23 protein-coding genes are annotated in these 24,783 nt (G+C 71.3%); 14 read left to right on the forward strand and 9 right to left on the reverse strand.

Annotation, left to right across the window (positions count from 1 at the left end; all coding sequences use genetic code 11):
* Positions 1 to 46 precede the first annotated feature (46 nt).
* The 5 genes from E0F75_RS17660 to E0F75_RS17680 all read right to left on the reverse strand — a co-directional run bounded on the left by E0F75_RS17660 (position 47) and on the right by E0F75_RS17680 (position 4,215).
* Positions 47 to 805: a succinate dehydrogenase iron-sulfur subunit gene (locus E0F75_RS17660; RefSeq protein WP_187623462.1), complete on the reverse strand. Its 759-nt coding sequence runs from the start codon at positions 803 to 805 to the stop codon at positions 47 to 49.
* Positions 805 to 2,559, reverse strand: coding sequence for a succinate dehydrogenase flavoprotein subunit (sdhA, locus tag E0F75_RS17665; RefSeq protein ID WP_187623463.1), 1,755 nt, complete (start codon positions 2,557 to 2,559; stop codon positions 805 to 807). Before sdhA ends, E0F75_RS17660 begins: the two co-directional genes overlap by 1 nt.
* Positions 2,560 to 2,584: 25 nt before the next feature.
* A complete protein-coding gene (locus E0F75_RS17670; RefSeq protein WP_073910267.1) occupies positions 2,585 to 3,064 on the reverse strand; it encodes a succinate dehydrogenase hydrophobic membrane anchor subunit in 480 nt (159 codons plus the stop codon).
* A gap of 8 nt (positions 3,065 to 3,072) precedes the next feature.
* A complete protein-coding gene (gene sdhC, locus E0F75_RS17675; protein ID WP_015035721.1) occupies positions 3,073 to 3,453 on the reverse strand; it encodes a succinate dehydrogenase, cytochrome b556 subunit in 381 nt (126 codons plus the stop codon).
* A 192-nt stretch (positions 3,454 to 3,645) separates the two neighbouring features.
* Positions 3,646 to 4,215: a 2-oxo-4-hydroxy-4-carboxy-5-ureidoimidazoline decarboxylase gene (locus tag E0F75_RS17680; RefSeq protein WP_187623547.1), complete on the reverse strand. Its 570-nt coding sequence runs from the start codon at positions 4,213 to 4,215 to the stop codon at positions 3,646 to 3,648.
* Positions 4,216 to 4,443: 228 nt separating this feature from the next.
* On the opposite strand from E0F75_RS17680, the gene E0F75_RS17685 reads away from it, so the two are divergent.
* From E0F75_RS17685 to E0F75_RS17695, 3 genes are all read left to right on the forward strand, one after another.
* Entirely contained in the window at positions 4,444 to 6,066 is a 1,623-nt protein-coding gene (locus E0F75_RS17685; protein ID WP_187623464.1) for a glycoside hydrolase family 20 protein, read from the forward strand.
* Positions 6,067 to 6,153: 87 nt separating this feature from the next.
* A complete protein-coding gene (locus E0F75_RS17690; RefSeq protein WP_187623465.1) occupies positions 6,154 to 6,795 on the forward strand; it encodes a DUF4328 domain-containing protein in 642 nt (213 codons plus the stop codon).
* 66 nt (positions 6,796 to 6,861) lie between these two features.
* Positions 6,862 to 7,434, forward strand: a complete 573-nt coding sequence (locus E0F75_RS17695; RefSeq protein WP_187623466.1) for a hypothetical protein — start codon at positions 6,862 to 6,864, stop codon at positions 7,432 to 7,434.
* 7 nt (positions 7,435 to 7,441) lie between these two features.
* On the opposite strand, the gene E0F75_RS17700 is transcribed toward E0F75_RS17695, so the two are convergent.
* Positions 7,442 to 8,185, reverse strand: coding sequence for an ATP-dependent Clp protease ATP-binding subunit (locus tag E0F75_RS17700; protein ID WP_187623467.1), 744 nt, complete (start codon positions 8,183 to 8,185; stop codon positions 7,442 to 7,444).
* A gap of 386 nt (positions 8,186 to 8,571) precedes the next feature.
* On the opposite strand from E0F75_RS17700, the gene E0F75_RS17705 reads away from it, so the two are divergent.
* Together E0F75_RS17705 and E0F75_RS17710 are read left to right on the forward strand one after the other, a co-directional pair.
* A complete protein-coding gene (locus E0F75_RS17705; protein ID WP_187623468.1) occupies positions 8,572 to 9,261 on the forward strand; it encodes an RNA polymerase sigma factor in 690 nt (229 codons plus the stop codon).
* Entirely contained in the window at positions 9,261 to 10,400 is a 1,140-nt protein-coding gene (locus tag E0F75_RS17710) for a hypothetical protein (protein WP_187623469.1), read from the forward strand. Before E0F75_RS17705 ends, E0F75_RS17710 begins: the two co-directional genes overlap by 1 nt.
* A gap of 179 nt (positions 10,401 to 10,579) precedes the next feature.
* On the opposite strand, the gene E0F75_RS17715 is transcribed toward E0F75_RS17710, so the two are convergent.
* Complete coding sequence (locus tag E0F75_RS17715) at positions 10,580 to 11,470, reverse strand: L,D-transpeptidase family protein (RefSeq protein ID WP_187623470.1); 891 nt, start codon at positions 11,468 to 11,470, stop codon at positions 10,580 to 10,582.
* 123 nt (positions 11,471 to 11,593) lie between these two features.
* On the opposite strand from E0F75_RS17715, the gene E0F75_RS17720 reads away from it, so the two are divergent.
* Genes E0F75_RS17720 through E0F75_RS17730 form a run of 3 tightly spaced genes read left to right on the forward strand, consistent with a single transcriptional unit; the run spans position 11,594 to position 14,758 of the window.
* Positions 11,594 to 13,174: a methylmalonyl-CoA mutase gene (locus E0F75_RS17720; protein WP_187623471.1), complete on the forward strand. Its 1,581-nt coding sequence runs from the start codon at positions 11,594 to 11,596 to the stop codon at positions 13,172 to 13,174.
* 59 nt (positions 13,175 to 13,233) lie between these two features.
* Positions 13,234 to 13,899: a leucine efflux protein LeuE gene (gene leuE / locus E0F75_RS17725; protein ID WP_187623472.1), complete on the forward strand. Its 666-nt coding sequence runs from the start codon at positions 13,234 to 13,236 to the stop codon at positions 13,897 to 13,899.
* A gap of 37 nt (positions 13,900 to 13,936) precedes the next feature.
* The gene (locus E0F75_RS17730) at positions 13,937 to 14,758 is read left to right on the forward strand and encodes a MerR family transcriptional regulator (protein WP_187623473.1); all 822 of its coding nucleotides are present in this window, start codon (positions 13,937 to 13,939) and stop codon (positions 14,756 to 14,758) included.
* A gap of 136 nt (positions 14,759 to 14,894) precedes the next feature.
* Here E0F75_RS17730 and E0F75_RS17735 read toward each other — a convergent pair whose 3' ends face one another.
* A complete protein-coding gene (locus tag E0F75_RS17735; RefSeq protein WP_187623474.1) occupies positions 14,895 to 16,229 on the reverse strand; it encodes an alpha-2,8-polysialyltransferase family protein in 1,335 nt (444 codons plus the stop codon).
* Entirely contained in the window at positions 16,226 to 17,254 is a 1,029-nt protein-coding gene (locus E0F75_RS17740; RefSeq protein WP_187623475.1) for a glycosyltransferase family 2 protein, read from the reverse strand. The genes E0F75_RS17735 and E0F75_RS17740 overlap by 4 nt, the downstream gene beginning before the upstream one ends.
* 219 nt (positions 17,255 to 17,473) lie before the next feature.
* On the opposite strand from E0F75_RS17740, the gene E0F75_RS17745 reads away from it, so the two are divergent.
* The 6 genes from E0F75_RS17745 to E0F75_RS17770 all read left to right on the forward strand — a co-directional run bounded on the left by E0F75_RS17745 (position 17,474) and on the right by E0F75_RS17770 (position 24,768).
* Positions 17,474 to 18,763: a DUF6716 putative glycosyltransferase gene (locus E0F75_RS17745; RefSeq protein ID WP_187623476.1), complete on the forward strand. Its 1,290-nt coding sequence runs from the start codon at positions 17,474 to 17,476 to the stop codon at positions 18,761 to 18,763.
* Complete coding sequence (locus tag E0F75_RS17750) at positions 18,763 to 19,947, forward strand: acylneuraminate cytidylyltransferase (protein ID WP_187623477.1); 1,185 nt, start codon at positions 18,763 to 18,765, stop codon at positions 19,945 to 19,947. The genes E0F75_RS17745 and E0F75_RS17750 overlap by 1 nt, the downstream gene beginning before the upstream one ends.
* 11 nt (positions 19,948 to 19,958) lie before the next feature.
* Positions 19,959 to 20,852: an N-acetylneuraminate synthase family protein gene (locus E0F75_RS17755; protein WP_187623478.1), complete on the forward strand. Its 894-nt coding sequence runs from the start codon at positions 19,959 to 19,961 to the stop codon at positions 20,850 to 20,852.
* Positions 20,849 to 22,069, forward strand: a complete 1,221-nt coding sequence (locus E0F75_RS17760; RefSeq protein ID WP_187623479.1) for a hypothetical protein — start codon at positions 20,849 to 20,851, stop codon at positions 22,067 to 22,069. Before E0F75_RS17755 ends, E0F75_RS17760 begins: the two co-directional genes overlap by 4 nt.
* A 116-nt stretch (positions 22,070 to 22,185) precedes the next feature.
* Positions 22,186 to 23,406, forward strand: a complete 1,221-nt coding sequence (locus E0F75_RS17765) for an amidohydrolase (protein WP_187623480.1) — start codon at positions 22,186 to 22,188, stop codon at positions 23,404 to 23,406.
* Positions 23,407 to 23,709: 303 nt separating this feature from the next.
* Positions 23,710 to 24,768 carry a BMP family protein gene (locus tag E0F75_RS17770; RefSeq protein WP_187623481.1) on the forward strand — a complete coding sequence of 353 codons (1,059 nt, stop codon included), beginning with the start codon at positions 23,710 to 23,712 and terminating at the stop codon, positions 24,766 to 24,768.
* The last annotated feature ends 15 nt before the right edge of the window (positions 24,769 to 24,783 follow it).

A 24,783-nucleotide genomic window follows, 5' to 3' on the forward strand; every position in this document is an offset into this window, starting at 1 on the left:
AACACCGAACCAGGAGCCGGAAAACCCGGCTCCTGGAAACAAGTGATCAGAAGCGACGCGTGATCAGCGCCCGCTTCACTTCCTGGATCGCCTTCGTGACCTCGATGCCACGCGGGCAGGCGTCCGTGCAGTTGAACGTCGTGCGGCAACGCCACACGCCGTCCTTGTCGTTCAGGATCTCCAGGCGCTGCTCGCCGGCCTCGTCACGCGAGTCGAAGATGAAGCGGTGCGCGTTGACGATCGCCGCCGGACCGAAGTACTGGCCGTCGTTCCAGAAGACCGGGCAGGACGACGTGCACGCGGCGCACAGGATGCACTTGGTGGTGTCGTCGAAGCGCTCGCGGTCCTCGGCGGACTGCAGACGCTCGCGCGTCGGCTCGTTGCCCTTGGTGATCAGGAACGGCATGACGTCCCGGTACGCCTGGAAGAACGGCTCCATGTCGACCACGAGGTCCTTGAGGACCGTGAGGCCCTTGATGGCCTCGACCGTGATCGGCTTCTCCGGGTTGATGTCCTTGATCAGCGTCTTGCAGGCGAGCCTGTTCTTGCCGTTGATCCGCATCGCGTCCGAGCCGCAGATGCCGTGCGCGCACGAGCGACGGAAGGTCAGCGTGCCGTCGACGTCCCACTTGATCTTGTGGAGGGCGTCGAGCACACGCTCCTTCGGGTCGATCTCGATCTGGAAGTCCTCCCAGACCGACGCGTCCGACACCTCGGGGTTGAAGCGGCGGATCCGCATCGTGACCGTGATGTACGGGGAGGCGGCGGACTCCGCCTCGACCTTGTCCAGTACGGGGGTAGCCATCAGTACTTACGCTCCATCGGCTGGTAGCGGGTCTGGACGACCGGCTTGTAGTCGAGACGGACGGTCTCGGAGCCGTCCTCGCCGACCTCGCGGTACGCCATGGTGTGGCGCATGAAGTTGACGTCGTCGCGGGTGGGGTAGTCCTCGCGGTAGTGACCGCCGCGGGACTCCTTGCGCGCCAGGGCCGAGACGGCCATGACCTCGGCCAGTTCGAGCAGGTTGCCCAGCTCGATGGCCTCAAGGAGGTCCGTGTTGAAGCGCTTGCCCTTGTCCTGGATGGACACGTTCTCGTAGCGCTCGCGCAGCTCGGCGATCTTCTCGACGGCCGTCTTGATGGTCTGCTCCGTACGGAACACCATCACGTTGGCGTCCATCGTCTCCTGGAGCTCGCGACGGATGTCGGCCACCCGCTCGTTGCCCGTGGAGTTGCGCAGCTTTTCGATCTGCGCGACGACCAGCGACTCCGGGTTCTCCGGAAGCTCGACGAAGTCGTGCTTGGCGGAGTACTCGGCGGCGGCGATGCCGGACCGCTTGCCGAAGACGTTGATGTCGAGCAGCGAGTTGGTGCCCAGACGGTTGGCGCCGTGCACGGAGACACAGGCGACCTCGCCGGCCGCGTACAGGCCCGGGACGACGGTGGTGTTGTCCGACAGGACCTCACCCTCGACGTTGGTCGGGATGCCGCCCATGGCGTAGTGCGCGGTGGGCTGGATCGGGATCGGGTCCGTGTACGGCTCGATGCCGAGGTACGTACGGGCGAACTCGGTGATGTCCGGGAGCTTGGCGTCGAGCTGCTCCGGCGGAAGGTGCGTCAGGTCCAGGTAGACGTGGTCGCCCTCGGGACCGCAGCCGCGGCCCTCGCGGATCTCCGTGTAGATGGAGCGGGAGACGACGTCACGGGACGCGAGGTCCTTCATGACCGGCGCGTACTTCTCCATGAAGCGCTCGCCGTCCTTGTTGCGGAGGATGCCGCCCTCACCGCGGGCGCCCTCCGTCAGCAGGATGCCCATGCGCCAGATGCCCGTCGGGTGGAACTGGAAGAACTCCATGTCCTCCAGCGGCAGACCGCGGCGGTAGCACGCGGCCTGGCCGTCACCGGTCAGGGTGTGCGCGTTGGAGGTCACCTTGAAGAACTTGCCGGTGCCGCCGGACGCGTAGATCACGGACTTGGCCTGGAAGACGTGGATCTCGCCGGTGGCCAGCTCGTAGGCGACCACACCGGCGGACTTCTTGACGCCGTCCTCCTCGACCAGCAGCTGGTCCAGGACGTAGAACTCGTTGAAGAACTCCACGCCCTCCTTGACGCAGTTCTGGTACAGCGTCTGGAGGATCATGTGGCCGGTGCGGTCCGCGGCGTAGCAGGACCGGCGGACCGGCGCCTCGCCGTGGTTGCGGGAGTGACCGCCGAAGCGGCGCTGGTCGATGGTGCCGTTCGGGGTCCGGTTGAACGGCAGGCCCATCTTCTCCAGGTCGAGGACGGCGTCGATGGCCTCCTTCGCCAGGATCTCGGCGGCGTCCTGGTCGACCAGGTAGTCACCGCCCTTGACCGTGTCGAAGGTGTGCCACTCCCAGTTGTCCTCCTCCACGTTCGCCAGCGCGGCGGCCATGCCGCCCTGCGCGGCGCCCGTGTGGGACCGGGTGGGGTAGAGCTTCGTCAGCACGGCGGTGCGGCTGCGCTTCGTCGACTCGATGGCGGCGCGCATGCCGGCGCCACCGGCGCCGACGATGACGGTGTCGTACTTGTGGATCTTCATGTCGTGGATTACCTCAGCCCCGTGCCTAGCGGATGTTCGGGTCGAAGGTGAAGATCACCAGCGTGCCCAGAAGGATGGTGAACACCGTGGCGGTGTACAGCAGGCCCTTGAGCCACAGGCGCGTGTTGGCCCGCTCCGCGTAGTCGTTGATGACGGTACGGAGGCCGTTGGCGCCGTGCAGCATGGCGAGCCAGAGCATCAGCAGGTCCCAGACCTGCCAGAACGGGGACGCCCAGCGGCCGGCCACGAAGGCGAAGCCGATCTTGGAGACGCCGCCGTCCAGGAAGAGCTGGATCAGCAGGTGGCCGAGGACCAGGACGACGAGGACCACGCCCGAGAGGCGCATGAAGAGCCACGCGGCCATCTCGAAGTTGCCGCGGGTCGCGCGCGGGGTCTTGCCGGTGCGCTTGCGGGGGGCCTCGATGTACGGCGCGGGGTTGTCCACGTCGTAGTGGGCGCCGCCCTCGACGGGACCGATCGTGGTGGAGGTGGTGTCAGCAGACATATCTGGCGTCAGCTCCCGAACAGTTCACGTGCGGCGTGGCCGAGGACGGGGTACAGCGAGCCCGCCATCAGCACGACCCAGATGCCCACGACGGTCCAGAGCATCTGCTTCTGGTAGCGCGGGCCCTTGGACCAGAAGTCCACGGCGATGACACGGAGACCGTTCAGCGCGTGGAAGAGGATGGCAGCGACGAGGCCGTACTCGAGGAGAGCGACGATCGGCGTCTTGTAGGTCGCGACGACCTCGTCGTACGCCTCGGGGGAGACGCGGACGAGAGCGGTGTCCAGCACGTGTACGAACAGGAAGAAGAAGATGAGGACGCCGGTGACTCGATGAGCCACCCAGCTCCACATTCCTTCCCGGCCGCGGTACAGCGTTCCAGCCGGCACGGAAAAACCCTCCGGGAGCGGGGATCAGGGTCGGCCGGCTTCTCTGTCGGTCTGACCCGGCCGGGTACGGTCCACCGGCCCCGGTCATCGTAGCGACGACTTGTCGGTTCGCTCGCGCGGGGTCCATCGGTGTGATCAAACAGGCACGGACGGACTATCGCACAGGCCGGAATCGCCGTATTCCGGACGGATTCACGGCCCGGAGTGTCGCGGCGTGAGGGCCTCCGCGAGTCGGAATGCAAGCCGGGCGCGGGCGAGCCGCCTCAGTTCGTCGGCGGCGACCACGCGTTCCTCCTCCGGTTCGTTGCCGAGACGTGACCGAATGCCTGCCAATACCTGGTCGAGGCGCTCTCCGGGCCGCACTCCGTCGAGGCTGATGACGAACGCGTGTCCGAAGCTGCTCTCGTACGCGGCGTGGGCGGCCCGCAGCGCGGTCCGCGCCGCCGGTGGGGCGTCGGGGTGCGGCAGGGCCGAGGACTCGGCGGCCAGGGCCTCGTCGAGGTCGGCGCGGGACAGGTCGTACCCGGCCTCGTCGGCGGCGGCGAGCAGCGCGTCGACGGTGGGGTACGGACGGTGCGCCGCCACCCGCTCGGCCCAGCGGAGGCTGTGGCAGCAGGACAGGAGCAGGGCCTCGGCCTCGACGGGCGAGGCGGCGTTGAAGCCCGCGAGGCCGCGGACGGAGGGGCCCTGGTTCTGGGCGGGTATGGCAGGCGTGTCCGTGGAGCCCGGCTTGCGGCAGGGAACGTGGGTGTCGCTGGTCAGCGTGGGCTCCGGTACTCCGGGACGGGTGGGGCGGCTCGCGCGCGGGACGGGCGCGATGGGGTGGGTGTGACGCAACGTTATCGACGGGACGAGGGAAGTGTCCGACGGATGCGCGAATTTCACCCGGAAGGGAGAGTTTCGGAACAGGTGATGGACGAATGCGTTCCGGTCGCGGGGCCGTCGTGTCCCCCGATTGGCCGGACCGCCCGCCGTACGGGAGGATTCCGAATGATGCGGTACTCCATACGAGGGCCCCACAAGGGCCCCGCACTCCTGGCGACGGCGGTGGCACTGGCCACCGTGGCGGCCTGCTCGGGCGGATCACCTTCCGGCTCGGGCACGTCCGCCGCCGCCCCCTCCGGTACGTCCGCGAGCGCGGCGCCCACCAGCGCACCGCCCAGCCCGACGCCCACGCCGACCCGGACCTACCCGCTCTCCACCGCGCCCCGCACCATCCCCGCGGTCCGCGACCACGAGGCCGCCCGCGGACCCGGCTGGAAGCCCGCGGCCCCCGCCGGGGTCGTCGTCGCGGCGAACAGCGCGGGCCTCGCCGACGAGGGCAGGCTCCTCGCCGGGGAGCTCGGCATCCCGTACCGCGGCACCGTCGCCGCCGGGCCCGGGGACGTCGAGCTGGCGCTCGGCGGGACCGGAGCCCGCGAGTCGTACACCCTGACCGTCCGTGACAACCGGGTCCGGATCACCGGCCCCGACGAGGCCGGGGTCTTCTACGGCACCCGCACCCTCAAGCAGTCGGTGAAGGGCACCGGCGCGATGCCCGAGGGCGTCGTCACCGACGCGCCCGCGAAGCCCCAGCGCGGACTGAACGTCGACATCGCCCGCAAGTACTTCACCGCCGGCTGGATCGAGGACCGGCTCCGCGAGATGGCCGACCTCAAGCTCAACCAGTTCGGTCTGCACTTCTCCGACGACCAGGGCTTCCGGATCGCCTCGGACTCCCACCCCGAGATCGTCTCCGCCCAGCACCTCAGCAAGGCCGAGGTGCGCCGGATCCTCGCCCTCGCGCAGAGCCTGCACATCACCGTCGTGCCCGAGATCGACTCGCCCGGACACCTCGGCGCCGTCCTGCGCGCCCACCCGGACCTCCAGCTGCGCAACGTCCAGGGAGTCCCGCGGCAGGGCGCCATCGACATCTCGAAGCCCGCGTCGGCGCAGATCGTTGACGACCTGCTGAGGGAGTACTCCGCGCTCTTCCCCGGCGGCTGGTTCCACGTCGGCGCCGACGAGTACCAGGCGCTGACCGTCCGCAGCCCCTCCGCCTCGTACCCGCAGCTGGCCGCGGCGGCCCGGCAGAAGTACGGGCCCCAGGCCGGCGTCCAGGACCTGGCGGAGGGCTGGCTGAACGACCGTGCCGCCGTCGTGCGCGCGGCCGGGAAGACGGCCAAGGCCTGGAACGACGGCTTCTTCCGCGGCGGCGTCGTCACCGCGGACCAGCGCATCGAGGTCGAGTACTGGACGGGCAAGGAGCTCGGCGCCCGCCCGCCCGCCGAGTACCTGGCCGAGGGCCGCAAGGTCGTCAACCTCAACGACGAGTACCTGTACTACGTGCTCGGCGAGCCCAACCAGTTCACGTACCCCACGGGCCGCCGCATCTACGAGCAGTGGACCCCCCTGGTGCTGCGCGGCACGACCCCGGTCGCCGCCCGGTACGCCCCCCAGATCCTGGGCGCCCGGCTCGCGGTCTGGTGCGACCTGTCGGCGGCCCAGACCCCGACCCAGGTGGCGAACGGCATCCGCATGCCCCTGACGGCCCTCGCCCAGAAGGTCTGGGACGCCAGGACGCCGACCCCGACGTGGGAAGAGTTCAGGACTCTGGCGACGCAGGTGCGGTGATCTTCGTCGTGGACGCGACTGGTCCGGATCACGTAGGTTCCCCCGGCGGCGGCCGCCCGGTCGCCATGGGACCCCGGGGGGGACCACATGCTCACGCTGCGCAATCCGAACGGCCTTTCCCATGCCGTCGTGGCCCTGCTCGGGGGCAACATCTTCTTCGACGTCCTGCTCGGTCTCGCCGACGTCCGTGATCTGGCGGCCGACGAGACGGAGTACCTCGATTCGACGAGGTTCGGGCCGCTCGACCTGAACCTGGTGTACAGCCTGTCGTTCACGCTGTACGTGGCGACGGGGATCGTCTTCATCATCTGGTTCCGCCGACTGCGGAAGAACGCCGAAGTCTGGGCCGGCGACCTGCAGACCCGGAAGCCGGGCTACGCCATCGGAGGCTGGTTCATTCCGATCGGCAACTTCTGGATCCCCCGGGCGGTCGCCGTGGAGATCTGGCGGGCGAGTCGCTGGGACCCGTACGCCGCCGACGGCAAGCGGGAGCTGACGCTGCTCAACACCTGGTGGACGTGCTGGATCTTCGGCACCGTCGTGAACTGGACCTCCGGCCAGATGCTCAAGACGGCGGCGACCACCGGCGACTACGAGGCCGCGAGCCAGTGGTCCCTCGCCGGCTTCGGCCTCGACATCGTCGCCGCGGTCCTCGCGATCCTCTTCGTCCGCCGTCTGACCTCTATGCAGCACATCAAGGCCACTGGCATGATTCCGGCCGCGCAGTGACGAAAAAGCGCCGCACGGCGCAGTAGTGGAAGTACTGCGTCCGCATCGGGTGGCAAGGAGGCGTCCATGACGTCGGCGACGGGCCGGAGCCTGCTGGAACTGATCGACGAGGCCGAGGAGCGAGGCCTGGCCGCGGCCGCTCTCGCCTGCCTCGACCGCTGCCTCCCGCTGTTCGCCGCCGACCGGGGCGATGTTCTGCGCCCGGCCTGGGCGGCGGTCGCCCGCGGGGACGGCGCGGCCTGGAGCGAAGCCGTCGCCAAGGCCCGCATCGAGCTGGACGCCGAAGCGGGCGCCTCCGGCACGGAGGGCGCCGGGGCCGTCCACGGAATGCTCGCGGACGCCCCCCTCGACTGGACGGCCGAGGCCCTGCGGGCCTGGGCCGCCGCGTGCTCCGTCACCGCCCTCGTCCTGCACGGGCGGTACGACGCCGCCGACGTGCCCGACGGTCTCGTCGAGCGCTGCCGGGCCGGCGACGCGGACGGCGCGGGCCCGCTGCTCGCGGGAGAACTCCGCCGTCAGCAGGCCGTCCTCGAATCGGCCGCCCACGGCCCGACCGGCCTGCGCCGGGCCCGTGAGCTCTCCGTCGAGGGCGGCCGGGTGCTGCGCGCGGTCGTCTCCCGCCGGGCCCGCACCGCCTGAGGTACTCCTAGGAAGCCGCCTCCGGGGCCTCGATCGTCGCCGAGGCGATCGTCTCGGCGATCTGCCGCTCGGCCGTCGCCTTGTCGAGGCCAAGACCCGCCAGCACGCCCGTACCGTCCTCGTGCTCCATGAGGGCCAGCAGGATGTGCTCGGTGCCGACGTAGTTGTGGCCGAGGCGCAGCGCCTCGCGGAACGTCAGCTCCAGGACCTTCTTCGCCGCCGCGTCGTACGGGACGAGCGCGGGCACCTCGGCGGCGGCCGGCGGCAGGGTCGCCGTGACGGCCTCCCGCAGCTGCTCCGGTGTCACGCCCCGCGAGGCGATCCAGAGCACCGCCAGCCCCTCGGGCTCGGCGAGCAGGCCGAGCGCCACGTGGCCGGGGACGATCTCGTCGTTCCCGGCGCTCTTCGCCTCGTTCTGGGAGGAGACGATCACGTTCCGCGCGCGCGGGGTGAAGCGGCCGAACCCCGCACTCGGGTCCATCTTCTCCGCGTCCGGGTCCTTGGGGACGAAGCGCTTCTGGGCCGCCTGGCGGGTGACGCCCATGCTGCGGCCGATGTCGGTCCAGGAGGCGCCGGAGCGCCGGGCCTGGTCCACGAAGTGGCCGATGAGGTGATCGGCGACATCGCCGAGGTGGTCCGCCGCGATGACCGCGTCGGAGAGCTGGTCCAGCGCGTCGGGGTGGACCTTCTTGATCGCGTCGATGAGTTCGTCGAGGCGGACAGGGACATTCATGCCGACTGGATTCGTCATGAGGCAACCCTAGGTTGACACTTCCTGCACTGTCAACCGTCGGTTGACACTCCGTCGAGTGGTGACGGGAGGGGGAGGGAGAGGGGAGGGAAAAGGGAGACGGCCGGGGTCGCCACCCCCCACAGGAGAGACCCCGGCCGTCGTCCACGGAGCCGCAGCACGGCTCCGTACTCCATTCAGCGCCGGGAGTGCGCTTTCTGTCACACCGCGACCGCGCCGGCGGCATCCCGCACACCACCGCCCGAAGGTTGCAAGTTGTACAAAGAGCCCGGACCGCGTGGACGCGGCGCCGCGACACGACGTAGCGTGCAGATGCGCGAGACGGCGTGGCGGTGGTGACCAGCCGCGATGAGGCGACGACGCGACCGACGAACAGGGTTTGGGGAGTGCTGGGGGACGACGCGGAGCTGACGGCCGCGGTGCTCGCTGCGCAGGACGGGGACGAGAACGCGTTCCGTACTGTGTATCGCGCCGTGCATCCACGGTTGCTCGGCTACATACGCACACTGGTCGGCGACATCGAGGCGGAGGACGTCGCCTCGGAGGCCTGGCTCCAGATAGCCCGCGACCTCGACCGCTTCGACGGCGACGCGGACCGCTTCCGCGGCTGGGCGGCCCGGATCGCGCGCAACCGCGCCCTCGACCACGTCCGCATGCGCGGCAGGCGCCCCGCCGTCGGGGCCGACGAGACCGAACTCACCGACAAGCCCGCCGCGTCCGACACCGCGGGCGAAGCCCTGGAGGCGCTGGCCACCGGCCACACCATGCAGCTGATCGCCCAGCTTCCGCAGGACCAGGCCGAGGCCGTCGTCCTGCGCGTCGTCGTCGGCCTCGACGCCAAGACCGCCGCCGACACCCTGGGGAAACGCCCCGGAGCCGTCCGTACCGCGGCCCACCGCGGCCTCAAGAAGCTGGCCGAACTCCTCGGCGCCGACGGCGGGACTGCCGGGCCCGACGGCGCCGACGAGGCCGTCGTCCCGCTGGACGGTGTGCCTCCGCAACGCGGGCGCGTGCCGGGGTCCGTGGCCCCGGGCGGTGTGACGCAATCGCGTCCGCGTACGCAGAAGGACATGTGATGGCCGACGAGCGGTACCAGTGGCTCGACCAGGAGGCCGCGGAGCGGCTGCTCCGCGGCGAGCCGGTCGATGCCGTCGACGACCACGCGCGTTCCCGGGCCGAGCGCCTGGCCGGAGCCCTCGACACGGCCCGCACCCCGACCCTCCCCCCGGCCGCACGCACCGAGCTTCCGGGCGAGGCCGCCGCGCTCGCCGCCTTCCGCGCGGCGCACGCCGAGCGCGCCGCCGCCCTCGTCACGGCGGCCGCCGCGAGCCGCACCGAACAGGCCGAACTCGGCCGGGTGCGGCTCGCCCCCGTGCCCGCCGGCCGCCCCCGCTGGGGACGCTCCCTCCGGTACGGACTCGCCGCCGCGGTCGCCGCCGTCACCGTCGGAGGGGTCGCCGTCGCCGCGGGAACGGGTGTGCTGCCCATGGTGGGTGGCCCCGCGCCCGCCAGCTCCGTCACGGCGGGCGAGAACGCCGACCCGCTCGTCTCGGAGGATCCCGGCATACGCAAGGACCCCGAGGCACCCCCGACGGAACCGGGCGGCGGCGGTGACCGCACGCCCGGCGTGTCCCCCTCGGCCGGCACGGGCACCACCCCGCCGTCCACCGGAGCCCCCGACGGGCACGGCACGGGCACCCAGCGTCCCGGCACCCCGAAGCCGGGCAGGAGCACACCGGGCACCGGCACGGGAACGGACCCGGACGGACCGGGCAGGGAGACCGGCGGCACGGACGGCGGCCCAGGCGGTGACCCGAGCACCACCACGGCCCGGGAGAAGGTCCTCAAGGCCTGCCGGGCGTTCCGCTCGGGGAAGCTCGACGCCACCGGCCGCAAGGGGCTCACCAGCATCCTGCGCGACGGCGAGACCCTGCGCCGATACTGCGACCGGATCCTCGGCGGCGGCACGGCCGCGCCCGAGGGCGGCGGCAGCGGCAAGGACGGCTCGAAGGACGAGTCCGACGACGACCCCAAGGGTGACGGGAACGACCGCGGGGACGATGGCGGTCGCGCCGGAGACCGCGACGGCCGGAACGGTGACAGCGGCCGGGACCTCCGCGACACGGCCCGGTCCGCGGCCCCCGACGCCGCCGGTCTCACCGCCGTGCTGCCCCTCGGCATCGGCGTCGGCGCACGCGTTCCGCTCCCGGTGTAACACTTCTGGACCCGTCGGCGCAGTACTGAGTGTGCCGACTGGTCATCGGCCGCGCAGTGAGCCGGGGTTCCCCCCGTACCTACGGCTCCGCGCACATGGCGCGGGTGGGACACGTTCCCCCGGTCCCACCCGCGCCCTCTCCCTTCCCCTCCCGGGTCACCGGTGGACGGGGTCCCCGGTCACCAGTGGACGACGACCTTGTCGCCGACCTTCACCTGGTCGAAGAGGGTCGTGAGCTTGGCCCGGTCGCGGACGTTGACGCAGCCGTGCGAGGCCCCGTTGTAGCCGCGCGCCGCGAAGTCCGCCGAGTAGTGCACCGCCTGGCCGCGGCTGAAGTACATCGAGAGCGGCATCGGCGTGTGGTAGAGCCGCGACCAGTCCTGCCGGACCTTCCGCTCCACGGTGAAGATGCCCTCGCGGGTCGGGGTGTTCTCCGAGCCGAAGCGGACGTCCATCGACGAGACGACCTTGCCGTCGATCATCCAGGCGAGGGTCCGGCTCTCCTTGCTGATGCACAGCACCCGGCCGGTCAGGCAGCGCGCGTCGGGGGTGTCCAGCTGGTTGGTCGTCGACGGCTTCAGCTCGTCGGCGGTCGGCTTCCGGCTCGCGCCGAGCAGCCGCTGCCAGGTCGCCTCGTCGACCGAACCCGTCCTGGGCAGATCCTGCTTCTTCTGGAAGGTCTTGACCGAGCCGGCCGTCATCGTCCCGTAGAAACCGGTGGGTGCCCGGTCGAAGTACCCGAGCTGCCGCAGCCGCGCCTGGAGCTCACGGACCTGCTCGGTCTCGTCCCCGTCGTCCATCAGGGCCTTGGGCTGCGCGGTCCCGGAAGGAGTTCCGGAAGGCGTCCCGGAAGGCGCGTCGGTGGGCGTCGCCGCGGTGTCCGAGGGGGACGGGGGCTTGCCGTCGTCGGTGGGGGTGTCGGTCGGCGCGGGGGCCGAGGTCGCCGGCGCGTTCGTCGGGCTCCCGGAGCCGCCTCCGGAGCCGGCCGCCTGGGCCGTACAACCGGCGGCGAGGGCCACCGAGGCCGCTGCCAGAACCACTCTGCGTATGACGGAAGAAGACCGCTTCATCATTGCCCCCCGGGACGATTCGTATGTACCCAGAGATGCTTCCCGCGCGTGTGTGGTTGCGCGCGCAGGTCACGATCCGCGCATGCTGTGAGCAGGGCCCAATCTCATCGGGAGGCACAGCCAATGGCGCGCGAGTCGGAGTCGGGACTGCCCATCGAGCCGGTCTACGGACCGGAGGCGCTGGAGGGCTGGGATCCGGCGGAGAAGCTGGGCGAGCCGGGCGCGTACCCCTTCACCCGCGGGGTGTACCCGTCGATGTACACCGGCCGGCCGTGGACGATGCGCCAGTACGCGGGCTTCGGCACCGCGGTGGAGTCCAACGCCCGGTACAAGCAGCTGATCGCCAACGGCACCATGGGCCTCTCCGTCGCCTTCGACCTGCCGACGCAGATGGGCCACGACTCGGACGCGCCGATCGCCTCGGGCGAGGTGGGCAAGGTCGGGGTGGCGATCGACTCGGTCGAGGACATGCGGATCCTGTTCGACGGCATCCCGCTGGACAAGGTCTCCACGTCGATGACGATCAACGCCCCCGCAGCCCTCCTGCTGCTGATGTACCAGCTGGTCGGCGAGGAACAGGGGGTCCCGGCGGACCGGCTGACCGGCACGATCCAGAACGACGTGCTGAAGGAGTACATCGCCCGCGGCACGTACATCTTCCCGCCCAAGCCCTCCCTCCGGCTGATCGCGGACATCTTCAAGTACTGCCGGGCCGAGATCCCGAAGTGGAACACGATCTCGATCTCCGGCTATCACATGGCGGAGGCGGGTGCCTCGCCCGCGCAGGAGATCGCGTTCACGCTGGCCGACGGCGTCGAGTACGTGCGGACCGCCGTCGCCGCGGGGATGGACGTCGACGACTTCGCCCCCCGGCTCTCCTTCTTCTTCGTGGCCCGTACGACGATCCTGGAGGAGGTCGCGAAGTTCCGGGCGGCCCGCAGGATCTGGGCCCGGGTCATGAAGGAGGAGTTCGGCGCGGAGAACCCCAAGTCGCTGATGCTCCGCTTCCACACCCAGACCGCGGGGGTGCAGCTGACCGCCCAGCAGCCCGAGGTCAACCTCGTCCGCGTCGCCGTCCAGGGCCTCGCCGCCGTGCTCGGCGGGACGCAGTCGCTGCACACCAACTCCTTCGACGAGGCGATCGCCCTGCCGACGGACAAGTCCGCCCGCCTGGCCCTGCGCACCCAGCAGGTCCTGGCGTACGAGACGGACGTGACCGCGACCGTCGACCCGTTCGCCGGCTCGTACGTCGTGGAGAGCATGACCGACGACGTCGAGGCGGCCGCCCTGGAGCTGATGGGTCGGGTCGAGGAGATGGGCGGCGCGGTCAGCGCCATCGAGCGCGGCTTCCAGAAGGGCGAGATCGAGCGCTCGGCCTACCGGATCGCGCAGGAGACCGACAGCGGCGAACGGGTCGTCGTCGGGGTCAACCGCTACACGGTCGACGTCGAGGAGCCGTACGAGCCGCTGCGCGTCGACCCGGCGATCGAGGCCCAGCAGGCCGAGCGCCTCGCCGCCCTGCGGGCCGGGCGCGACCGGGCGGCGGTGGACGCGGCCCTCGCGGAACTGAGGAAGGCGGCCGGGGGCACGGACAACGTCCTCCCTCCGATGAAGGACGCCCTCAGGGCCCGCGCCACCGTCGGCGAGGTCTGCGACGCGCTCCGGGAGGTCTGGGGCACGTACGTCCCGACCGACGCGTTCTGATCTTCCGCGATACGAAACACACAGGCGGAGTGTCGTACTGACATGCGACACTCCGCTTCATGCTGGGTGTCACCGATCTTCCGACCTATCTCGTGGGCCTCGTCCTCATCATTCTCCTGCCGGGGCCGAACTCGCTGTACGTGCTGTCCGTCGCCGCGCGCAAGGGCACCAGGACCGGATACAAGGCCGCCGCCGGAGTCTTCACCGGCGACGCCGTCCTGATGACGCTGGCCGCGCTCGGCGCGGCCTCCCTCCTCCAGACCACCCCCCTGCTCTTCATGATCGTGAAGTACGCGGGTGCGGGCTATCTGGCCTGGATGGCGTACGGGATGCTGCGCTCGGCCCGGGAGATGTGGCGCTCGCGCGGCGAGGTGGCGGAGACGGCGGCCGACGGTTCCGCGGAGACGCAGGCCGGGCCGGGGGAGAACCCGTACCGCAGGGCGCTCGTCATCAGCCTCTTCAACCCGAAGGCGATCCTCTTCCTCATCTCCTTCTTCGTGCAGTTCGTGGACCCGGCGTACGCCTACCCGGCCCTCTCCTTCCTGGTGCTCGGCACCCTCCTGGAGATCGGCAGCTTCCTCTACCTGACGATGCTGATATTCGGCGGCACCCGGCTCGCCGCCGCCTTCCGCCGCCGCCGTCGGCTCTCCGCGGGAGCCACCTCCGCCGCCGGAGCCCTCTTCCTCGGCTTCGCCGCGAAGCTCTCCCTCAGCAGCGCCGCTTGACCCTCACACCGTGTGAGGCCGTTCCGTAGGGGTCGTCATGTTCACCATCGGAGACTTCGCCCGGCACGGGCGGGTGTCGGTCCGGATGTTGCGCCACTACGACGCCATCGGACTGCTGCGCCCGGCCCGGGTCGACCCGCACACGGGCTACCGCTTCTACACGGCGGACCAGCTCGCCCTGCTCAACCGTGTCATCGCGCTCAAGGACCTCGGCTTCACCCTCGAACAGGTGGGGGCGATCCTCGACGAGAAGTTCGACGCGGACGAGCTGCGGGGCATGCTGCGTCTGCGCCAGGCCGAGCTGGAAGCGGCCATGGCGGCGGCGCGGGCACGGCTCGCCCAGGTCGGCGCGCGGCTCCGGGCCATCGAAAGCGAGGGACGCATGTCCACCCAGGACGTCGTCGTCAAGAAGATCCCCGCCGTCCGGATCGCCGAACTGAGCGCGGTCGCCGCGAGCTTCGGCCCGCAGCACATCGGCCCGGTCATCGGGCCTCTGTACGACGAGCTGTGCGGCCGTCTTGAGGCCGCCGGGCTCACCGGATTCGGTCCGGGGATCGCGTACTACGAGGACGCGGGCAAGGGCGACGGATCGGTCCTCGTGCACGCCGGCATGACCGTCCCGGACGGGACGGCCGTGGAGGGCGTCGAGGTGCACGTGCTGCGCGGCATCGAGGAGGCGGCGACCGTCGTCCACCGGGGCTCGATGGACACCATCCTGCCGACCGCGCAGACCCTGGCCCGCTGGATCGAGGCCAACGGGTACGAGACGCGGCACTACGCGCGCGAGCTGTACCTGGAGTGCCCCGAGGACCGCTCCCAGTGGGTGACGGAGATCCAGGAGGAGATCGTCCGCGCCTGACGCAGGACGCCTCTTCCCGTTCGTGCCCGCGGGCCCGGGTCCCCCGCACGGGGCCCGGGCCCGCCGTTCGTGGCGCGCCCCGGGCCCGCCGTTCGTGGCGCGGCGGCATCCGCCGCGCCGGGCGCCGCCGGGGCCGCTATCTCTTCAGCGCCTTGCGCAGCCGCAGCGCGCGCCGCGCCAGGCGGCGGACCCTCGGGTGCCGGGGGAGCGGGATGCCGCCGGGCAGGTTCAGGACGGTGAGGCGGCGGCGGGTGAAGTGGTGCCGGGTGCGCTCGGCGAACGGCCCGGACAGATGCCGTACCGCCGCTTCCCGCAGCTCCGGCCGGATCTTCGGCTGCATCGCGAAGCCGACCGCCGCGACCAGGTCGTTCAGCCGGGCCGCCGCGATCCCGCCGCCGTCCCCCGCGCCGTCCTCCGCACCGGCCTCCAGCGGCGGCACGACCGCGTCCACGACGGTGAGCGGGATGCGGTTGCTGTTCTGGAACGGGGTGAGCCGCTCAAGCAGACCGCGCGTCCCGACCCGGGCGACCGGCAGTCCGTAGAAGGTCTGCGCGGTGAGCAGCGCCGTGGAGAAGCAGCCGACGACGAGGGCGGGCCGCAGCTCGCGGTAGAGCACCTCGGCGAGCACCGGCCGGTCCTCGACGGTCAGCTCGGCGCCGAGCGCCGCCGCCTCCTGCGCCAGCGCCTTCGACCAGGTGTCGGGGGCCGTCGGGTGCGGCTTGAAGACGAGCCGCCGGTGGCCCCGGGCCACCGCGCCCCGGACCATCTGCAGGTGCAGCCCCTCCTCCTCGGCGACGGACAGCAGGTTGAGCGCCGCCAGGTACTGGCCGAGGAGCAGCACGGGCCCGTCCTCGGAGGCGGCGGTGGCGGCGGGCCCGGCCAGCTCGTCGACGCACTTGGTGAACGCCTCCGTCGGTACGGCTTCCGGCACCGCCCCGAACTCGGCGAGCAGCAGCGGCGCGAGGCCGGGCACGAGGTCCAGGTGGAGCAGTCGGCCGACGCGCCCGCCGATCAGCGGGTCGATCTTGTTGCGGGTCGGCCCGTAGCTCATCAGGCCGTCCGCGTAGACGGTGATGGGCGCGTCGGGCAGCAGTTGGGCGATGGCGAGCGCGGGCGTCACCTGGATCGATTCCAGGGCGAGTTCGACGTGGTCGTCGCCGAGGTCCCAGATCCTGCGGAGATGGCGCTGGAGGAGCGGCAGGTCGCTCGCCCGGGGGGTCCAGCCGCCCGGGTGGAGCGGGGAGATCGTCTCGTTCCACGACAGGACGGAGTCGAAGCGGCCGCGGAGCCGCTCGAAGCCCTCGGCCCGGTCCAGCGGAGGCGTCGTCTCCGGCACGGCCGCGTTGTTGGTGACGAGGAGGATCCGGCGGTCGGCGGGGCCGAAGCCGCCGCTGTCCAGTGCGGCGGCGATCGTCACCGCGCCGTAGAGGGTGGAGGCGCAGAAGATCTGGGTGGTCCGGCGGGTGCTCACGCGGCCACCTCCGTGGAGGCCGAGCCGGCGCCGGCGTCCGGGCCCGCGCCCGGCGTCGGCGGCGGTGCCGGACGGCGCCGCCGCAGTTTCCGCAGCATCGTCGCGCGGTCCCCGCCCATCGCGGTGAGGGCCTCGTCGAGGACGTCCTGCGGCATGCGCCGCAGCGCGCCCGCGCTCATCGCCTTCAACTGACGGGCGACGTCCGGCTCGAAACGTTCTATCGAGCCGATGTGATGGGAAATCACCGCGCAATAGGTGCGCACGGCCTTCGGAAGAAGAAGGTCGGCGTCCGCGTCCTTTGCGGTCTCCTCGATCACCTGATCGAAAGCGCGGATGAAATCCAATTGTCGTATGTCGCCGATCTGAGTGAGCGAGGTCGCCACTCCGCGCCGGTAGAAGACCCCGAGTTCGCCGATTGCGGCGAATGATTTCGCCTCGCGGTGCAGTCGCCAGATCCAGGGCCGGTCCTCGGCGGTCCGCAGTCCGTGCGTGAAGTGCAGCAGGCCGCGGTCGAGGAGCCGCCGGTGGTAGATCCCCGCCCAGGCGTACGGGTAGTCGACCGAGGTCGTCCGGTGCGCCGGCAGGATCGCGTCCCGCGGGTTCAGCACCTCGCGGCGCCGGGGGACCGGGGCGCGGCGGATGCCGCGGTTCCTGCCGGTGACGGAGACGTGGTCGGTGCGCAGGAAGTCGCAGCCGAGGTCCTCGGCGGCGGCGACCAGGCGGGGGTAGTAGCCGGGGGCGAGCCAGTCGTCCCCGTCGAGGAAGGTGAGGTACTCGCCGCGAGCGGCGTCGAGACCGGTGTTCCGGGCGGTGGCGAGGCCCCCGTTGTGCTCGTGCCTGATCAGGACGGCACCCGGGATCTCGCGCGCGGCCCGCTCGAGGATCTCCGGGGTCCCGTCCGACGAGCAGTCGTCGACGAGCAGGAACTCGAAGTCCTCCCGGGCATTGGCCCGCAGGCTGGTGAGGGTGTCGGGGGCATATGTCTGCACGTTGAAGAACGGCACGACGACGGAGAGCTTGACCACGCGGTTGACGCTAGGTGCCGTCCCGGCATTCCCACCGACCGTTGGGCATCTCTTCGGTGAACACGAAGCGGCGGGCCGATTAACCACCTTTCCCGGCAGGGAGAAACAGCCCCCATACGTCCGGTTCACGACCCACTTCAACAGGAGGAGAGGCTCTGTTCACCGTTTGTTGTGTCCCAGTTGGGCCGAAAAGCGGAATGCCCTTCTAGCGTCCTCGGCGTGCCAGCAAGTACCAGAGAAGCGGTACGGGTCGCCGTACTCGCCGACTCCGACACCCGGTGGAAATGGGGCGCCCTCACGGCGCGCCGCATCACCACGGCGACCGCCGAACCCACCGGATTCGTCCTGCGCGGACGGGCGACCCCCACCGAACGCCAGCTCGCCGAGACCGGGGTGTCCACCACCACCCCGCGCGAGGTGACGGGTGCGGAGTTCCTGCGCGCGGTACGGGACGCGGAGACGCGCGGCGAGGGATACGACGTCGTCGTCCTCGCTCTCGTCGGCGGCACCGTACGGGCCGTCCTCCAGGGGCTCGCCGACCTGGGCCTCGAACGGCGTCCCGTGGTCGTCACCGGCTATGTCGGCGTCGTCTACGAGAAGCTGACCGACGGTCTGCTGCTGCGCCACGGCGCCGACGTCGTCCTCGCCAACTCCCGTCACGACGCGGAGCGTTTCCGTTCCGTGTACGAAGGAGTGGGTGCCGGGGCCGAATCGGTCGTCGAGGCGGCACTGCCCTTCCTGGGCGGCGCCCCGCACACCCCGGAAGCCGGCCGCGACACCCTGGTCTTCGCCGCCCAGCCGTCCGTGCCGGTCACCCGGAACGAACGCGCCTACGTGCTGCGGCGCCTGATCGAGCACGCCCGGCTCCACCCGGGCCGCGAGGTGCTCCTCAAGCTCCGCTCCAAGCCGGGCGAACACACCACGCACCTGGAGGAGTACCCGTTCCAGAAGCTGGTCCGCGAGCTCGACCCGCCGGCCAACTTCCAGCTCGTGTACGGGCACATGGGCGAGGTCCTCGACCGCACCGACCTGCTGGTGACCGTCTCCTCGACGGCCGCCCTGGAAGCCCTCCACCGGCGCATCCCCACCGCGATCCTCACCGACCTCGGGGTCCGCGAGGTGCTCGGCAACCACCACTTCGTCGGCTCCGGTCTGCTCGCCTCCTTCGACCGGCTCGACAAGGGGCTCGCCCCGACGCCCGACGAGACCTGGCTCGCCCGTCAGGGCGTCGCCTCCGACGGCTCGTACGACGCGGCCTTCGACGCGGCCCGCGACCGGGTCACCGAACTCCTTGCGCTCCCCGCGCTCCCTCCGATCACCCCCTACTACACAACGGAGACGGCGCCCGGCTACCTGCCCGGGATCCTCGCCCGCCACCGCCTGGACGTCACCGCCCCGGAGCCGCGCGAGAGCGGCCTCCGCAAGGTCGTTCGAGAGGCCGCGCGGGGCGCGTACCGCCACGGCGTGCAACGCGTCGCCCCCGTCATCCGCCGTCTGGGAGAACTCTGATGACCACCACCGTGCTCGCCGTGATCCCCGCGAGGGGCGGCTCGAAGGGCGTGCCCGCCAAGAACCTCGCCCCGGTGGCCGGAGTACCCCTGGTCGCCCGCGCCGTCCGGGCCTGCCTCGGCGCCCGCCCCGTCACCCACGTCGTGGTCTCCACCGACGACGCCGGCATCGCGGCCGCCGCCCGCACCGCGGGGGCCGAGGCCGTGCAGCGCCCCGCCGAGATCGCCGGCGACACCGCCACCAGCGAGGCCGCGGTCCTGCACGCCATGGACGCCTTCGAGGCCGCCCACGGCCGCCCGGCCGACGTGGTCCTCCTCGTCCAGTGCACCAGCCCCTTCCTGAGCTCCGCCGAGGTCGCCGAGACCGTCGAGCGCATCACCTCCGGTGCCGCCGACACGGCCTTCACCGCCGCCCCGTCGCACGGCTTCCTCTGGCGCGAGACGGTCGAGGACGGCGCGACCGGCGTCAACCACGACAAGGCGCACCGCCCCCGCCGCCAGGACCGGGAGCCCGAGTACCTGGAGACCGGCGCCGTCTACGCGATGGACGCGGCCGGCTTCCGTACCCACGAACACCGCTTCTTCGGCCGTACGGCGCTCGTCGTCACCGACCCCGCCCGGGTCCTGGAGATCGACGACCCGCACGACCTGGCCCGCGCCCGCGTCCTCGCCCCGCTCCTCGACACCCCGGCCACCCCCGGCTTCGCGGACATCGACGCCGTCGTCCTCGACTTCGACGGCACGCAGACCGACGACCGGGTCCACCTGGACGCCGAGGGACGCGAGTTCGTCTCCGCGCACCGCGGCGACGGCCTCGGCATCGCCGCCCTGCGCCGCGCCGGACTGCCCGTCCTCATCCTCTCCACCGAGCAGAACGCCGTCGTCGCCGCCCGCGCCCGCAAGCTCAAGATCCCCGTCCTGCACGGCATCGACCGCAAGGACCGGGCCCTCAAGGAGTGGTGCGAGGCCGAGGGCATCGACCCGCAGCGCGTGCTCTACGCCGGAAACGACGTCAACGACCTTCCCTGCTTCCATCTCGTCGGCTGGCCCGTCGCGGTGAGCAGCGCACACGACTCCGTACGGGCCGCGGCCCGCGCGGTCACCGTCACCCCGGGTGGCTCGGGGGCGATCCGCGAGATCGCCGCCTGGCTCCTCGGACCCGAGCTCGACACCCCCAACTCCTAAGGACCGGCACCATGAACACCCGTATCCGCACCCTCGGCGACAAGACCGCAGGCCCGGGCCACTCCGTCTACATCACCGGCGAGATCGGCATCAACCACAACGGTGACCTCGACAACGCGTTCGCGCTGATCGACGTGGCCGCCGACGCCGGCTGCGACGCCGTCAAGTTCCAGAAGCGCACCCCCGAGATCTGCACCCCGCGCGACCAGTGGGACATCGAGCGGGACACCCCCTGGGGCCGGATGACGTACATCGACTACCGTCACCGCGTCGAGTTCGACGAGACCCAGTACCGCGCCATCGACGAGCACTGCAAGAAGCGCGGCATCGACTGGTTCGCCTCCCCGTGGGACACCGAGGCCGTCGCCTTCCTCGAGAAGTTCGACGTCCCGGCCCACAAGGTCGCCTCGGCCTCCCTCACCGACGACGAGTTGCTGCGCTCGCTGCGCGCCACCGGCCGCACGGTCATCCTCTCCACCGGCATGTCGACGCCGGCGCAGATCCGTCACGCCGTCGAGGTCCTCGGCAGCGCGAACATCCTGCTCTGCCACGCCACCTCGACCTACCCGGCCAAGGCCGAGGAGCTCAACCTGCGCGTCATCCAGACCCTGCAGGAGGAGTACCCCAACGTCCCGATCGGCTACTCCGGCCACGAGACCGGCCTGCAGACCACGCTGGCCGCCGTCGCCCTGGGCGCCACCTTCGTCGAGCGCCACATCACCCTCGACCGCGCCATGTGGGGCTCCGACCAGGCCGCCTCCGTCGAGCCCCAGGGCCTGCAGCGCCTGGTCCGCGACATCCGCACCATCGAGGCCGCCCTCGGCGACGGCGTCAAGAAGGTCTACGAGTCGGAGCTCGGCCCGATGAAGAAGCTCCGCCGGGTCCAGGGCCTCGTCGCCGCATGACCGGGCAGCTGGCGTTCGTCGAGAGCCCGGTCCAGCTCCTCAACGTCCTGGAATGGGCGCACACCCAGGCTCCCGCCACGGGTGCGCCCACCGCGGCACCCGCCGGCACCCACGGCCCGGCGGACGCCGTGCCCGCCGGCGCGGTCACCGCGGCGCCCGACTCCGCGGACGCCGGTGCGTCCGTGCGGGCGCCCCGCTCGACGAACGCCACCCAGGGTGCGGCACGGCCCGCGCCCGCCCTGACGGTCGTCGTCCTCTCGCCGACCGACCCCATGTCGCGCGGCCAGCTGCGCCGGATGGCCCAGCTGGCCCGCGACGAGGGCCTCACCGTCCGCTGGCAGGAGGCCCGCGGCGGCCGGGGCGCGCTCGTCCGCACGCTGCGGGAGCTCGCCCGGCCGCTGCGCTCGGCGGAGCGGGTGATCATCGGGGACCCGTTCTCCCGGTACGTCCAGCTCCTCCTCACCCTCTTCGCACCCCGGCACCTGACCGTGGTCGACGACGGCACCGCCACCATGGAGTACGCCGCCCAGATCGGCCGCGGCGAGCGCCTGGTGCGCTGGCACCGCAGGAACAGCGGCCTCGACCCGCGCGAGCTGGTGCTCGCACCGGTGACCCTGCTCGCCAAGAAGCGCCTCGCCCCGGCCTCCGGCCGTACGGTCGAGATCTTCACCTCGCTGCCCGTCGAGGTGCCCGAGGGCGTCACGGTCACCGAGAACTCCTACGCCTGGACCCGGGCCCGCTTCGGCCCGCCGCGGCTCACCGGCGGCGCGGACCTGGTGGGGACCTCGCTGGTGGAGACGGGGGTGGTCGACGCCGGCCACTACGACCGGGTGGTCGCGGAACTCGCCCGCACGCACGGCGCCACCCGCTACTTCGCGCACCGCAGGGAGAGCGCCGAGAAGCTGCACCGGATCGCGGTCGAGACGGGCCTCCAGGTGGTCCGCCCGGAGCTGCCCCTGGAGCTGATCGCCCGCCGCGGCCCCATCGGGCGTACGGTCGTCAGCTTCCCGTCCACGGTCGTGCACACCCTGCCGCTGGCCCTCGCCGGCACCGGGGTGAAGGTCGCGGTCTGCGAGATCTCGCCCGAGTGGCTGCGGGCCACCGCCTCCCCCCGGGCCCAGGGCTTCCTGTCCGGGGTGACGGGCACGGCGGCCCACGAGGTCGACCGGCTCACCTCGCGGGCGGCAACTCAGACCGATCGGCTCGAATTCGGCTGAGCGTACCCATATGGAACGGGCTTCATGCCTGTCGAACCGAGATTCTTTCCCCTAACGGGCTGAACTTTTTGTGATCAACGGGCAGTTGACCTCTCCGGAGGCCTACCCTTCAAAGGGTGAACCAGTTGAAGTCCCGTGAGCCAGGCTCCGTCACCCTGCCCGGAACGCTGTCCGAACCCCTGCGCGTCGAACTGATCGCCTTCCGCAGGGACTTGCACATGCACCCGGAGCTCGGGAACCAGGAGTTCCGTACGACCGCCGCGCTCAAGGCCCGCCTGGAGGCGGCCGGTCTCGCGCCGAAGGTCCTGCCGGGCGGCACCGGACTCATCTGTGACATCGGCACCCCGGACCCCGAGCGGCCGATGCTCGCGATCCGCGCCGACCTCGACGCGCTGCCCATCCCCGACGTCAAGACCGTCGCCTATCACTCCACGGTGGCCAACCGCGCCCACGCCTGCGGACACGACGTCCACACCACCACCGTCCTCGGCGCCGGACTCGTCCTCGCCGAGCTCGACCGGCAGGGCCTCCTCCCGGCCGCCGTGCGGCTGCTCTTCCAGCCCGCCGAAGAGGTCCTCCCCGGCGGCGCCGCCGACGCCGTCGAGGCCGGTGTCCTGGACGGGGTCGGCCGGATCATCGCCGTGCACTGCGACCCCAGGGTGGACGCGGGGAAGATCGGGCTCCGCACCGGCCCCATCACCTCCGCCTGCGACCGGCTCGAGGTCACCCTCGACGGGCCCGGCGGCCACACCGCCCGCCCGCACCTCACCACCGACCTCGTCACCGCCGCCGCCCGGGTCGCCGTCGACGTCCCCGCCGTCCTGTCCCGCCGCGTCGACGCCCGCTCGGGGCTCTCGGTCACCTGGGGCCGCATCGAGTCCGGCCACGCCTGCAACGTCATCCCGCAGCACGCCGAGCTCTCCGGCACCGTCCGCTGCCTCGACCTGCCCACCTGGCGGGAGGCGCCCGACCTGGTGCACGCGGCCATCGACGAGATCGCGACCCTGCACCGGGCCAAGTCGACCGTCACCTATGTGCGCGGTGTCCCCCCGGTCGTCAACGACCCGGCCGTCACCGAGCTGCTCCAGGCCGCGATGACCGCCCGTCGCGGACCGTATGCGATCGAGGACACCGAGCAGAGCCTCGGCGGCGAGGACTTCTCCTGGTATCTGGAGCACGTGCCCGGTGCCATGGCCCGGCTCGGCGTCCGCACCCCGGGCGACACCCGGGTCCGCGACCTGCACGCCGGCGACTTCGACGTGGACGAGCGCTGCATCGAGGCCGCGGTGGAGCTTTTCACGGCCGCGGCGCTGCTCGACGCGGCACCAAAGCGCTGATTTCACGCCAAACGGCAGCCTTGGTTCCGGCCGGACGGACCCTTCATCCGTCCGGCCGACCGATGTCCCCCCTCCGGCCCAACGGCCCGGCGTGGCGCCCCCGGACCCCCTTCCCGGCGCCCGGACCCGGAGATATAACCGGCGGTACCGGGCCGAACGCCCCCGGTCGCCTCGACTGGCCGGTTCGCGACGATCCGATAACGACTCATGAACGGGTCTTTAACTGACATCTACGCGCGTTACGATCGCCGCGAAACCAGCGCCGGAAGAGGCGCTTTCGGTCAGTCTTGAAGGGACCTCCTCTTGCGCCGGATCACCAGGATCACGACCGTGGGCATCGCCTCCGCGGCGCTCGCCCTCTCCGCCACCGCGTGTGGCAAGTCTTCGACGGACTCCGGCTCCAGCCCGAGCTCGAGCGCGAAGGCCACGAAGGCCGCCATCGCCTACGACATCGGTGGCCGCGGCGACCAGTCGTTCAACGACGCCGCCTACGCGGGCCTCAAGAAGGCCGAGGACGAGCTCGGCGTCAAGGGCGCCGAGGCCGAGCCCTCCGAGGGTGAGGGCGACGCCGACAAGGTGCAGCGCCTGACCGCTCTCGCCCGCGCCGGGAACAACCCGGTCATCGGCGTCGGCTTCGCCTACGCCCCGGCCATCGAGAAGGTCGCCAAGGCCTACCCGAAGACCACCTTCGGCCTCATCGACGACACGTCGAAGACCGGCCCGAACATCGCCAACCTCGTCTTCAACGAGGAGCAGGGCTCCTACCTGGCCGGCGTCGCCGCCGCCAAGGCGTCCAAGACCGGCACGGTCGGCTTCATCGGCGGTGTCGAGGTTCCGCTGATCAAGAAGTTCGAGGCGGGCTTCGCGCAGGGCGTCAAGGACACCAACCCCAAGGCGAAGGTGCTCGTCCAGTACCTGACCCAGCCGCCGAACTTCGACGGCTTCTCGAAGCCCGACCTCGGCAAGGCCGCCGCGGAGGGCCAGCTCGACAAGGGCGCCGACGTGATCTACGCCGCCGCCGGTCTGGCCGGCTCCGGCTCGATCGAGGCCGCCTCCGCCGCCGGCAAGTGGGCGATCGGCGTCGACTCCGACCAGTACAACCAGCCGGGTCTGGCCTCGTACAAGGACAGCATCCTGACCTCGGTCACCAAGGACGTCTCGGACTCCGTCTTCAACGTGATCAAGTCGGTCCAGGACGGCAAGCCGCAGTCCGGTGAGGTCCGCTACGGCCTCGCCACGGACGGCGTCGCCCTGTCCGACTCCAACCCGAAGTACAAGCAGATGACGGACCTCATCGCCGCGGTGGACAAGGCGAAGAAGGACATCATCGACGGCAAGATCACGGTCAAGACCGCTCCGTAAGGACGCACTGGTCAA

Source organism: Streptomyces sp. CB02980 (genome assembly GCF_014451325.2).
GTDB lineage: Bacteria > Actinomycetota > Actinomycetes > Streptomycetales > Streptomycetaceae > Streptomyces.